The 11,756-nt window shown below is 31.4% G+C and carries 14 protein-coding genes; 2 read left to right on the forward strand and 12 right to left on the reverse strand.

What is annotated here, in order from left to right; all coding sequences use genetic code 11:
* Positions 1–55: 55 nt before the first annotated feature.
* From ER639_RS03145 to ER639_RS03195, 11 genes are all read right to left on the reverse strand, one after another.
* Positions 56–877: a TlyA family RNA methyltransferase gene (locus ER639_RS03145; RefSeq protein WP_129064297.1), complete on the reverse strand. Its 822-nt coding sequence runs from the start codon at positions 875–877 to the stop codon at positions 56–58.
* Entirely contained in the window at positions 864–2,750 is a 1,887-nt protein-coding gene (gene dxs, locus ER639_RS03150) for a 1-deoxy-D-xylulose-5-phosphate synthase (RefSeq protein WP_129064298.1), read from the reverse strand. Before dxs ends, ER639_RS03145 begins: the two co-directional genes overlap by 14 nt.
* A gap of 107 nt (positions 2,751–2,857) precedes the next feature.
* Entirely contained in the window at positions 2,858–3,715 is an 858-nt protein-coding gene (locus ER639_RS03155) for a polyprenyl synthetase family protein (protein ID WP_129064299.1), read from the reverse strand.
* Positions 3,708–3,908, reverse strand: a complete 201-nt coding sequence (xseB, locus tag ER639_RS03160) for an exodeoxyribonuclease VII small subunit (RefSeq protein ID WP_129064300.1) — start codon at positions 3,906–3,908, stop codon at positions 3,708–3,710. Before xseB ends, ER639_RS03155 begins: the two co-directional genes overlap by 8 nt.
* Positions 3,908–5,242, reverse strand: coding sequence for an exodeoxyribonuclease VII large subunit (gene xseA, locus ER639_RS03165; protein ID WP_129064301.1), 1,335 nt, complete (start codon positions 5,240–5,242; stop codon positions 3,908–3,910). The genes xseB and xseA overlap by 1 nt, the downstream gene beginning before the upstream one ends.
* A gap of 4 nt (positions 5,243–5,246) precedes the next feature.
* Positions 5,247–5,639, reverse strand: a complete 393-nt coding sequence (gene nusB, locus ER639_RS03170; protein ID WP_129064302.1) for a transcription antitermination factor NusB — start codon at positions 5,637–5,639, stop codon at positions 5,247–5,249.
* Between the two features lie 44 nt (positions 5,640–5,683).
* On the reverse strand, positions 5,684–6,028 hold the full coding sequence (locus ER639_RS03175) for an Asp23/Gls24 family envelope stress response protein (protein ID WP_129064303.1): 345 nt from the start codon (positions 6,026–6,028) through the stop codon (positions 5,684–5,686).
* A 69-nt stretch (positions 6,029–6,097) separates the two neighbouring features.
* The gene (gene accC / locus ER639_RS03180) at positions 6,098–7,444 is read right to left on the reverse strand and encodes an acetyl-CoA carboxylase biotin carboxylase subunit (protein WP_129064304.1); all 1,347 of its coding nucleotides are present in this window, start codon (positions 7,442–7,444) and stop codon (positions 6,098–6,100) included.
* Positions 7,444–7,902 (reverse strand): acetyl-CoA carboxylase biotin carboxyl carrier protein, encoded by a 459-nt coding sequence (gene accB / locus ER639_RS03185; protein WP_129064305.1) that lies wholly within the window; start codon positions 7,900–7,902, stop codon positions 7,444–7,446. The genes accC and accB overlap by 1 nt, the downstream gene beginning before the upstream one ends.
* 137 nt (positions 7,903–8,039) lie before the next feature.
* Positions 8,040–8,597 (reverse strand): elongation factor P, encoded by a 558-nt coding sequence (efp, locus tag ER639_RS03190; protein ID WP_129064306.1) that lies wholly within the window; start codon positions 8,595–8,597, stop codon positions 8,040–8,042.
* A gap of 25 nt (positions 8,598–8,622) precedes the next feature.
* On the reverse strand, positions 8,623–9,672 hold the full coding sequence (locus ER639_RS03195; protein ID WP_129064307.1) for a M24 family metallopeptidase: 1,050 nt from the start codon (positions 9,670–9,672) through the stop codon (positions 8,623–8,625).
* A gap of 84 nt (positions 9,673–9,756) precedes the next feature.
* On the opposite strand from ER639_RS03195, the gene ER639_RS03200 reads away from it, so the two are divergent.
* Complete coding sequence (locus ER639_RS03200) at positions 9,757–10,344, forward strand: lipoprotein (protein WP_129064308.1); 588 nt, start codon at positions 9,757–9,759, stop codon at positions 10,342–10,344.
* A gap of 35 nt (positions 10,345–10,379) precedes the next feature.
* Here the strand turns inward: ER639_RS03200 and ER639_RS03205 are convergent, their stop codons facing one another.
* Positions 10,380–11,207: a lipoate--protein ligase family protein gene (locus ER639_RS03205; protein WP_129064309.1), complete on the reverse strand. Its 828-nt coding sequence runs from the start codon at positions 11,205–11,207 to the stop codon at positions 10,380–10,382.
* 100 nt (positions 11,208–11,307) lie between these two features.
* On the opposite strand from ER639_RS03205, the gene ER639_RS03210 reads away from it, so the two are divergent.
* Positions 11,308–11,688 carry a rhodanese-like domain-containing protein gene (locus tag ER639_RS03210; protein ID WP_129064310.1) on the forward strand — a complete coding sequence of 127 codons (381 nt, stop codon included), beginning with the start codon at positions 11,308–11,310 and terminating at the stop codon, positions 11,686–11,688.
* The last annotated feature ends 68 nt before the right edge of the window (positions 11,689–11,756 follow it).

The following is an 11,756-nucleotide window of genomic DNA, read 5'->3' on the forward strand; positions in this document are numbered from 1 at the left end:
TACATAGATTTTAGCATAAATTGGTTGAAATGTATATGAAAAAAACCACTTTATGTTAACAGTGGTTTAATTCTTGGAACGCAATTTTCACAATGTTTTCAGCAGAAAAAGTTGTATTATTTTTATGGTCATTTTTATTTTTGTTGTATGTTAAGTATAATAAATATTCAATATTACCTTTACCACCTTTAATCGGTGAATGGGTTAAATCGTTAATGACAAAATCTTTATTTCTAACATATTCAAGTAGATGGTCAATGACATAAATATGATCTTCTGGTTGCGTTACAATCCCTTTTTCAAGTTCAATCGATTTTTCGACTTCAAATTGTGGCTTAATCAATGCAACAACTTCACAACCTGATTGTATTATATTTACAAGCTGGTTAAATATTAGTTTTAAAGAAATAAAACTGACATCAATTGAAACGAAATTTGGTAGTGGATTGAATTGTGACTTTTCAACAAATCGAAAATTTGTTTGCTCCATGACAGTAACCCTTGGATCAACACGTAACTGATAAGCAAGTTGGTTTGTTCCTACATCCAAGGCGTAACTTTTTTGTGCACCATACTTTAATGCACAATCTGTAAAACCACCTGTAGATGATCCTATATCTAATAAAATTTTATCATTTAATTGAATTCCAAAATAATTGATGGCTTTTTCAAGTTTATAACCACCACGAGAAACGTATTTTTTTCTTTTATCTTTAATTCGCAGTTTCACTTTAAGCGGATCTACTTTTTCTCCAGCTGTATCTATACGGATGTTGTCATCAAAAATTAATCCTGCCATGATTGCTCGTTTCGCTTCATCTGCTGTTTGGTAATATTCTAAATCAACAAGTAATTGATCAATTCTAATTTTTTTCATCTTGGTCATTTTCCATTTGTTTCACTTGATTCACAATATTCGCTACTGTAATACCAATGTCGTTTAATAATAAATCGACATCACCATGTTCTATATATTCATCATTAATGCCAATACGTTTCACTTCTACATCCAATTTTTCATCACTATAATAGGATTGAATCATTTGACCTAATCCACCAATTAACATAGATTCTTCAATACATATAACTTTCATATTTCTATTTGCTATTTGCTTTAAGTATTCAAAATCCATTGGTTTTATGAATCTTGCATTGACAACTTCTACATTAATACCTTCTTTAACAAGTTCTACTGCGGCATCTTCTAAAATTGAAAGCGTTGGTCCAAATGAAATCAGTGCAACCTTTTCTCCTTGCTTTATAATATCCCATTTTCCTTTAACGAGTCGTTCGTTCGTTGGTTTAACTTCAACACCTAGTCCATTTCCTCTCGGATATCGAATCGCGATTGGGCCATCATATTGATAAAATGCATTGTAAAGCATTTGATAGGCTTCCTGTTCATCTTTTGGCATCATGATAGTCATATTTGGTAAATGACTTAAAAATGGAATATCAAATACACCTTGGTGTGTTTCACCATCAGCACCAACAAGTCCAGAGCGGTCAACACCAAAAACGACATGTAAATTTTGACGGTCTACATCATGTAATACTTGATCATATGCACGTTGTAAAAATGTAGAATAAATGGCAACATAAGGTTTCATCCCATTCATTGCAAGACCTGCTGCCATTGTCACTGCATGTTGTTCAGCAATGCCTACATCAAAAAATTGTTTTGGTAATTCTGATTGGAAACGCGTTAATTTACTACCCACAGGCATAGCAGGTGTAATGGCAACAACTTCTTTATCTTCCTTCGCAAAAGATAATACTGTGTCACTAAATACTTTACTCCAAGCCGGTGCATTAGAGTTACCTTTAATGACCTCACCTGTTTCAAGTTTGTATGGCCCTAAACCATGCCAAGTACCAATTTTATCACTTTCAGCAGGATGATAGCCTTTACCCTTCTTAGTAATCACATGTATCATCACTGGCCCATCGATGCGTTTACTTGTTTCAATGGCTTCTTTTAAATCATTGAAATTGTGTCCATCTACTGGTCCAATATATTTAATACCTAATTCTTCAAAGAAAACACCAGACACAACAAGATATTTCAAACTGTCTTTTATACGGTCTGCAGATTCTCTTAACTTATATCCACCAGGTAATTTAGATAAGAAACCATCAATATCTACTTTTGCACGATTATAATTTTGATTTGTTCTTAAACGACCGAACATATTATGCATGGCACCAACATTTGGCGCTATACTCATCTCGTTATCATTTAAAATAATGGTCATATTCGTTTTATCGTGTCCAATATGATTTAAAGCTTCAAGTGCCATACCACCTGTTAATGCTCCATCACCAATGACAGGAATAACATGGTATTTCTCACCTTTAATATCTCTCGCTTTAGCCATACCCATCGCTGCAGACAGACTCGTAGAGCTATGTCCTGCTTCCCATACATCATGTTCGCTCTCACTTAATTTAGGAAATCCACTTAACCCTTTATATTGTCTTAATGTATCAAATTGTTCACTTCTACCTGTTAAGATTTTATGTATATATGCTTGATGACCCACATCAAAAATAATTTTATCTTGTGGGCTGTCAAAATATTTATGTAATGCAATTGTCAACTCTACAACACCTAAATTGGCACCAATATGTCCACCAGTGATTGCACATTTTTCAATTAGAAATTTTCTAATATCATCACTTAATTGCATTAATGCTTCATCATCTAATGCTTTCAAAAATGATGGATCTTTAATTTTTGTAATATCCATTTTATTTACACCCACAGTCTAATACTTAGTTATGGTTTATTATAACATTTAATTGTATATTCATAAAAACAAAAAAAGCCAAAACATTGGCTTTTAACATAAATATATTAATTATTGCGATTCACAATATAAGTAACGAGTTCTTTAAGACCCGCATTTTTTTGAATATCATCAATTAATTCAATTGTATGTTGATATATTTGGTCTAAAATCTCTTTCGCCTTATTAATACCATGAATACTAACATAAGTGCTTTTATGATTCGAAATGTCACTACCAACGGGTTTACCTAAACTTTCAAAGTCCCCTTCAACGTCCAATAAATCATCTTTAATTTGGAACATTAGCCCGATATTGTCACCTATGTTATTTAATTTTTCAATTGTTTTTACGTCTGCATTCGCTATATAGCCTGCACCAATAATACATGCGGTAATTAAATCACCAGTTTTGTGTGCATGAACATTTTTCATTTCATATTCTGTAAGACATTTATCTTCACTGTTCATATCCAACATTTGGCCACCAACCATACCATTGGATCCAGCTCTTTTAGATAACAATGAAATCAAATTAATTTTAATACCATCTGAGTATTCCTTACTATTGGCAATCACACCAAAACTATCAGTTAATAATGCATCTCCAGCTAAAATTGCTGTTGCTTCACCGTATACTTTATGATTTGTCAACTTACCTCTTCTATAATCATCATCATCCATACTTGGCAAATCATCATGAATTAATGAATACGTGTGAATCATTTCAATAGCCGCTGCATAATCATAGCCTTTTGTTCTATCAATGCCAAAAAGATCAAGTGTATAAAAAATTAAAAGTGGACGAATTCTTTTTCCTCCCGCCTTTAATGAATACAACATTGATTCATTTAACTTAGGGTCAATGAATTGTTTTTGTTGTTTAATTAAATAATCATTAAACAACGAAATATTCATATCATTCATTGTTAGAATCCTCGTTCTTTTTTAATTTGTTAATTTTTTCTTCTGCAGCTTTCAATACTTGTTCACATTCAGCAGAAAGCTTAACACCCTTTTCATATAGTTCAATGGATTGCTCTAGTGAAACTTGTTCACTATCCAATTGATTAACAATAGATTCTAATGATTTCATCATTGTTTCAAAATCTTGTGTCATTATTTCACCTCATTAATATTAATAACTTTTGCATCTACTTGACCATCACGTAAATGAATTTGAATTTCTTCATTTTCAGAAACATCATGTACTGATTGAATCACGTCATTTTCTTTTTTGACTATCCCATAACCTCTTAGCATCGTTTGAGTTGGACTTAGTGTATTTAATAATAATAATTGATGTTTAAGCCTTAAATGGTGATTTTCTATTGTATTATTAATAATACGTGATAATAATTGCTGATGCTTCTGTAATTCATTATTTTTATTCACAATCGTATGTTCGAGTAATTGTGGCTTTAAATGTTGTAGAATGATGGCAATACGATGACGTTCCGCATTCATTTTTGCATCGATATTTTTAGTTAATTGATAACTTAATTCATCTCTTCTTTGCGCTCTTTGAATAATCAACATTTCTGGATTTTGTAATAAATAATGAGATGTATATCTTTTTAACTTTGCTTTTTCAAAATCAATTTTACGTTTCATTTGTTGATTTAAATATTGTTTTGATTGTTGAATTAAATGATAGAGATCATTGATATTTGGTGTCGCTAATTCAGCAGCCCCTGTTGGAGTAGGCGCTCTTAAATCAGCCACAAAATCACTTAAAGTCGTATCCGTTTCATGTCCAACTGCAGATATTATCGGTGTATTGGTTTGAAAAATTGCTTCAACTACGACACTTTCATTAAATGCCCATAAATCTTCAATTGATCCTCCACCACGACCTAATATAATAACATCAGCATTTAATGTATCTGCTTTTTTTAAGTTTTCAACAATATTTTCCTTTGCACCTTCACCTTGTACTAATGTCGAAATATAAGTAACCTCTGCAATCGGATATCTTCTTTGTAATGTAGATTGTATATCCTTAACAGCAGCTCCTGTACTCGCAGTTAATACAATGATATGCTTAGGGTATTTAGGAATTGGTTTTTTATGTTGTTTATCAAAATAGCCTTTTTCTTCAAATGACTTTTTTAATTGTTCAAATTTCTCATATAATAATCCAACACCATCAAGTGACATTTCTTGTACATACAGTTGATATGATCCTCTAGATTCATATACTGTAACACGGCCTTTTACAAGAATTTGATCACCATCTTTAGGTTTAAAAGTAAGTTTTTGAGCAGCTGCTTTGTACATCATACAATTAATCACAGCATTAGCTTCTTTCATCGCAAAGTACATATGGCCACTTGAATGATGTTTAAAGTTTGATATTTCTCCTGAAACATACATCTGTTGTAAATAAGGATCAACTTCAAATTTCGTTTTTATATATTTAGTTAAAGCACTTACAGAAAGATATTGCTCCATAACATCACTCTTTTACTTTAATAATTTCACTTAAGACACCATTGATAAATTTATATGCATCATCATCACTATATGTTTTCGCTATGTTGATTGCTTCATTAACAGCAACTTTGTCAGGTGTTTCCATAAATAATATTTCATACGTCGCCATTCTTAATACAATGCGATCCATTTTGTTAAGACGGTCAATCGTCCATTGTTTTAAATGAGGTTTAATTTTCAAATCTAACTCAGTAATATGTTCACAAACACCTTCAACAATCTCATTTGCAAATGCATCAGACTTACCTTCTTCAATGATAAAGCTTGTTGCAGTTTCTTTTGAAATCATTTCTGTTTTTGTTTCCATTTGAAATAAAATTTTAAGTGCGTTTTCTCTTGATTTACTTCTTGACATAATAAACTCCTTCAAAAATATAGAGGATGCAAGCATCCTCTATATTAGTTCTCTTTAAATTTTACATTGATAATGTGAATATTAATTTCAGTTGGCTCTAATGCAGTCATATTAATTAATGCATTCTTTATAGATTGTTGTGTTTGTTTTGCAGTCGTTGAAATTTGAGTACCATATTCAAAAATACAATATGCATCAATTTTAATTGCATTTTCTTGAACATCTACTTTAATACCTTTTTGGTTTTTAACACCTAATTTTTCAAGAGACTTATTTTTATGGACAAGTTGAACACCTTTTACTTCAGAAACTGCGATACTTGCAATTACTTCAATGACAATTGGTGCTATTTCAACAGTACCTAATGGTTCTTTTTTTGTTTCAATCATGTGTTTGCCTCCCTAATTCATATAACACTATCATAACATGTTTTTAATAGAGATTTAAAGCGATTTATTTTATTTTAATATGTCATTATATTCTAAGAAGGTAGTATCATAGTCATTATTATTAAATATTTCATTATTCATTAACGCATGATGGAAAGGAATCGTTGTATCAACACCAGATACAATGAATTCATCCAATGCACGTATTGCAGTTTGAATGGCTTCTGCTCTTGTTGGTTGATATACGATAAGTTTTGCAATCATTGAGTCATAATATGGCGGTATCTTATAGCCTGGATAACACGCTGATTCAATTCTAACGCCAAACCCTCCTGGTGTGATATACTGCTTAATTTCTCCAGGTGAAGGCATAAAGTTTTTGTAAGGATTCTCGGCATTAATTCTCAATTCAATTGCATGCCCTTTTAAATAAACGTCATCTTGCTGAATATCAAGTGGTGTACCTGAAGCAATTTTTACTTGCCATTTCACTAAATCAATACCTGTTACCATTTCTGTAACTGGGTGTTCTACTTGGATACGTGTATTCATTTCCATAAAATAAAACTTTTTATCTTTTAAATCATAAATAAATTCAATAGTACCAGCACCTTCATAATTGACTGCTTTAGCAGCACGTACAGCTGCTTCTCCCATTTCAGCACGTGTTTGTTCATCTAAGATTGGTGAAGGTGCTTCTTCTACAAGTTTCTGCATTCGTCGTTGAATAGTACAATCACGTTCACCTAAATGAATGGTATGCCCATATTGATCTGCAAGTATTTGAATTTCCACATGTCTAAAAGCTTCAATGAATTTTTCTAAATATAAGCCTGGATTACCAAAGGCATTTGATGCTTCTTGTTCTGTCATTTTATATCCTTGAATTAATTCCAATTCATTTCTTGCAACACGGATACCTTTACCACCACCACCTGCTGTCGCTTTAATAATCACTGGATAGCCCATTTCATTCGCTAAAGCTTTTGCATGGTCAATACTTTTTAATAAACCGTCACTTCCTGGTACAACAGGTACATTTGCTTTAATCATTTCTTTTTTTGCAACATCTTTAATACCCATTTTTGATATTGATTCATGACTTGGACCTATAAATTTTATTTGGCAAGCTTCACACATTTCAGCAAAGTTTGCATTCTCTGCTAAAAAGCCATAACCTGGATGGATACCATCACAACCTGTACTACTCGCAATTGATAAAATATTTGGGATATTCAAATACGAATCCTTAGATTGTGTTGGCCCTATACAATATGCTTCATCTGCTAATTGGGTATGTAATGCATCACGGTCCGCTTCAGAATATACTGCCACAGATTGTATATTTAATTCTTTTAGCGTACGAATAATTCTAACTGCAATTTCACCACGATTAGCAACTAAAACTTTTTTCATTATTTCACCTTGAACAACGGTTGCCCAAATTCAACCATTTGACCATCTTCAACTAATATTTCAATGATTTCACCTGAAACTTCAGCTTGAATTTCATTAAATAGTTTCATCGCCTCTAATATACAAACGATACTTTCAGCTTTAACTTGATCACCGATTGTCACATATGGATCACTTTCAGGGGATGGCGATTTATAAAATGTCCCCACCATAGGCGCTTTAATAATCTGATAATCAGTATCTTCAATTGAAGTATCCACTTGAGTTGGACTATTTTGTGGTGTCGGATTTGAATGTGTCAGTGCTGGCGCAGAAATTGTACTAACCTCTTTTTCAACCCTAATAACTTCTTTTTCTTTTTTTAATTTAATTTTATATGATTCTTCTTCTAAACATAATTCAGTTAAATTAGATTCATCTAATAACTGAATCAATTTTTTAATATCTTCAATTTGCATAATAAACTCCTTTTTATACTAGAAATTATGAGCAGTTACTAATTCATTTTATCGTAGTGGTCAGACCAATTCAAGGCATTTCATTTTTTTCTTATAAAAAGAAAAAAACACTCGAAAATATTCGAGTGTTTAAATGATTATCCACGAGATACATATGATCCGTCTGTTGTGTTAATAATTAACATATCACCTTGGTTTACAAATAAAGGTACATTTAATGTGTATCCAGTTTCTACAGTTGCTTGTTTTGTTGCACCTTGGGCTGTATCACCTTTAATACCTGGTTCAGTTTCTGTTACTTCTAAAGTAACTGTGTTAGGTAATTCTACACCTAAAGTTTCACCTTGGTAACTTTGAATATGAACTTCCATGTTTTCTTTTAAGAATTTTAATTCGTGCTCTAATTGTGTTTCTGAGATTTCTGTTTGATCGTAAGTTTCATTATCCATGAATACATGTTGATCTCCAGAAGCGTATAAATATTGCATACGACGGTTATCGATTTGGGCTTTACCTACTTTTTCACCTGCACGGAATGTTTTTTCTTGGATTGCACCAGTACGTAAGTTACGTAATTTTGAACGTACGAACGCTGCACCTTTACCCGGTTTTACATGTTGGAATTCTAAAACTCTCCAAATACCATTATCTACTTCAATTGTTAAACCTGTTTTAAAATCATTTACTGAAATCATTGAAAATCCTCCTAAAAATACTTCCTTATAAAATAATAAGGTCTTTTGTTGATTGTGTAAAGCGCTTTAGACCATTTTCAGTAACTAAACAGTCATCTTCAATACGTACGCCACCTAAACCTTCAATATAAATACCTGGTTCTAAAGTAATACACATGTTTTCTTCTAAAATGGTTTCTGATTTACTATGCAACATTGGCCCTTCGTGGACTTCTAAACCAATACCATGACCTAAAGAATGGCCAAAAGCTTCACCATAGCCATATGAAGCAATCACATCGCGTGAAATCTTATCTGCTTGTCCACCAGTCATCCCTTTTTTAATTGTATTTAAAGCTGTCATTTGTGATTCAAGGACAATATTGTAAATTTTAATCATTTCATCTTTGGGATTACCGACAGCTAATGTTCTTGTAATATCCGAAACATAACCATTGTAAATTGCACCATAGTCAAATGTAATCATATCACCAGATTCAATAATCTTATCTGATGCAACACCATGTGGTAATGCACCTCTTACACCACTTGCTACTATAGTGTCAAATGAAGATCCTGTAGCACCTAATTCTCTCATTTTCATCTCCATTAAATGATTAATATGCATTTCAGAAACACCAGGTTTCACTATTGTTTGAATAAATGCATATGTTTCATCAGCAATATCAGCAGCTTTTTGGATCAATTCAATTTCAAATGGTTCTTTAATCATTCTAATTTTTTCAATTTCACCTGCAACATCAACAAGTTCCGCGATATCTTTTAGAGCGGTATATTGATGGAATGTGATTAAATCACCTTCAAAACCTAATGATTTGATTTGGTGTTTTTCACATAATTGCTTCAAAGCAATACTTATATTTCGTTCATTAATAATTTCAAACCCTTTGGCTTGCTTTGTAGCTTGTTCAATATATCTAAAATCTGTAATTAAATAATTTTGATTTTTCGTTATTAACAAGCTACCACTTGAACCAGTAAACATAGATAAATAGCGACGATTGTGTGGTGATAAAATGACTAAAGCATCTACATTTTTATCTTTCAATAACTGTTGTACTTTTTCAAACTTCATATAAAACTGCCCCTTCTTATTTATATTCTATTATATCCATGTTACCATAATTAATATCATAGGTAGTTATAAGGAGTAAAAATTATGAAAAAAAGTTTAATAATACTTTCGAGTGTTTTATTTTTAACTGCATGTAACAAAGAAAACCCACAATTAGAAGAAAAGGAAGCTATACAAAAAGAAATCAAAGACTTAAAATCTAAAATTAGCGATGAAAAAATCAAGCATAAAGCAATCAATAATTCATTAGAAAAAATTAATAAAGAACTAGAATTAATCAAAGGCTCTTCTAGCCATATGAGCAATACAAATTATACTGATTTTTTTAATACTTATGCTAAAAATATGGGTGATAATTTTAAACGCTATGCTGATATTGAAGAAGATGTTAAAGCACTTAAAAAAGATCCAAATATTCAAACTGAACTTGATGATATCTCAAAAGCCGTTCAATCAACATCTAAAACATTTGATAAATCATTTTCTTCAAATAATGTGCCTGAAAGCTTTAATAATATCCACGACCAAATTATGAAAGCAGATAAAAATTTAGTTGAAGGTATTGATTTAATTAATCAAAGTTATAAAAAAAGTGATCAAGCGCAATTAACTAAAGCACAAGAACAATTAAGAAAAGGCATTGATCAATTTGATCAAATACAATTCAATTAAAATAAAGCATCGAGAAACTCGATGCTTTATTTTAATTACTTTCTAAAAGTCCACTCATCACTTTTATATTTTTCTATAAGTCGATTTGTTTCATCTAATATTTCATCAGTCAATTCGATTTCTTTTAATTTAATTTGCAATCCTTTTTCAAAGCCATCAAAAAATGCTTTTTCCATCATTTCAATCGTAATCACTTCATCAGTTAAATCTTGAATACTGACAGCTTTTTCAAAAAATGCTTTTTTCATTTTTTCTTTTAATCTTTCATTTTTATAAATAAATAAATCAAATAATTCGTCAACATCAATCGATTGTAAAATAGAACCGTGCTGTAGGATGACGCCTTTTTGACGTGTTTGAGCACTTCCTGCAATTTTTCTACCTTCTACTACCAATTCATACCAACTCGGTGCATCAAAACAAACCGAGCTTCTTGGATCTTTTAATTTTGCACGTTGTTCTTCAGTCTTTGGTAATGCGAAATACGCATCAAATCCAAGTGATTTAAAACCTTCTAATAACCCCATGGAAATCACTCGATAAGCTTCGGTAACTGTTTTGGGCATTTCAGGGTGATCCTCAGGCACGATAACACTATATGTTAACTCATGATCATGCAAAACCCCTCTACCACCTGTTGCACGTCGAACTAAACCGTATCCACCTTGTTTAACTTTCTCCAAGTCTATTTCTTTATTTAATTTTTGAAAGTAACCAACGGATAATGTCTTGGGTGACCAACCATAAAATCTAATGATGGGTTTAAGTTTATTTTCTGATACTAAATTTAATAATGCTTCATCAAGCGCCATATTAAAGTACGGATCATGCTTTTTTGTATTTAAAAATAACCATTCTTCCATTTAAAAACCTCTTTTAATTCGTCATTTTATATGATTTTATACTATGAAAACCCTGCAATGATGATTATAATAGATATTATGATTACTAAGGAGGGTTAACATGAACATTTGGATTTCAATAGGTATTGTAATTCTTGTTTTAGCGATTTATATTTTAGTCAATTACTTTATCAATCGTAAAACGGTTACAGAGTTAAGTCAAGAAGACTTTCAAAAAGATATGCGTAGAGCACAGTTAATCGATTTAAGAGAAAAAGTTGATTATGATTACGGCCATATTAATGGTGCTAGAAATATACCAATGTCAATTTTTAGAACACGAATGACTGGTTTAAGAAAAGATCAACCGATTTATTTTATAGACGCTAATGGAATTGCAAGTTATAGAGCAGCTCGAATGCTTAAAAAACATGGCTATACAAACATGTATATGTTAAAAGGCGGCTATAAACAATATACTGGTAAAATTAAAACAAAATAATTAAGTCTATTATTTTAAGAAGTGGATATGCCACTTCTTTTTTAATTAAAAAAGGTTTGGGATTATCC

This window comes from Macrococcus sp. DPC7161, assembly GCF_004117835.1.
Taxonomy (GTDB): domain Bacteria; phylum Bacillota; class Bacilli; order Staphylococcales; family Staphylococcaceae; genus SDSC01.

What these genes read in the sequence shown, in the direction of transcription:
- ER639_RS03145 (WP_129064297.1), bottom strand. Translation starts at nt 877, where the DNA reads ATGAAAAAAATTAGAATTGATCAATTACTTGTTGATTTAGAATATTAC.
- dxs (WP_129064298.1), bottom strand. Translation starts at nt 2,750, where the DNA reads ATGGATATTACAAAAATTAAAGATCCATCATTTTTGAAAGCATTAGAT.
- ER639_RS03155 (WP_129064299.1), bottom strand. Translation starts at nt 3,715, where the DNA reads ATGAATGATATGAATATTTCGTTGTTTAATGATTATTTAATTAAACAA.
- xseB (WP_129064300.1), bottom strand. Translation starts at nt 3,908, where the DNA reads ATGACACAAGATTTTGAAACAATGATGAAATCATTAGAATCTATTGTT.
- xseA (WP_129064301.1), bottom strand. Translation starts at nt 5,242, where the DNA reads ATGGAGCAATATCTTTCTGTAAGTGCTTTAACTAAATATATAAAAACG.
- nusB (WP_129064302.1), bottom strand. Translation starts at nt 5,639, where the DNA reads ATGTCAAGAAGTAAATCAAGAGAAAACGCACTTAAAATTTTATTTCAA.
- ER639_RS03175 (WP_129064303.1), bottom strand. Translation starts at nt 6,028, where the DNA reads ATGATTGAAACAAAAAAAGAACCATTAGGTACTGTTGAAATAGCACCA.
- accC (WP_129064304.1), bottom strand. Translation starts at nt 7,444, where the DNA reads ATGAAAAAAGTTTTAGTTGCTAATCGTGGTGAAATTGCAGTTAGAATT.
- accB (WP_129064305.1), bottom strand. Translation starts at nt 7,902, where the DNA reads ATGCAAATTGAAGATATTAAAAAATTGATTCAGTTATTAGATGAATCT.
- efp (WP_129064306.1), bottom strand. Translation starts at nt 8,597, where the DNA reads ATGATTTCAGTAAATGATTTTAAAACAGGTTTAACAATTGAAGTAGAT.
- ER639_RS03195 (WP_129064307.1), bottom strand. Translation starts at nt 9,672, where the DNA reads ATGAAGTTTGAAAAAGTACAACAGTTATTGAAAGATAAAAATGTAGAT.
- ER639_RS03200 (WP_129064308.1), top strand. Translation starts at nt 9,757, where the DNA reads ATGAAAAAAAGTTTAATAATACTTTCGAGTGTTTTATTTTTAACTGCA.
- ER639_RS03205 (WP_129064309.1), bottom strand. Translation starts at nt 11,207, where the DNA reads ATGGAAGAATGGTTATTTTTAAATACAAAAAAGCATGATCCGTACTTT.
- ER639_RS03210 (WP_129064310.1), top strand. Translation starts at nt 11,308, where the DNA reads ATGAACATTTGGATTTCAATAGGTATTGTAATTCTTGTTTTAGCGATT.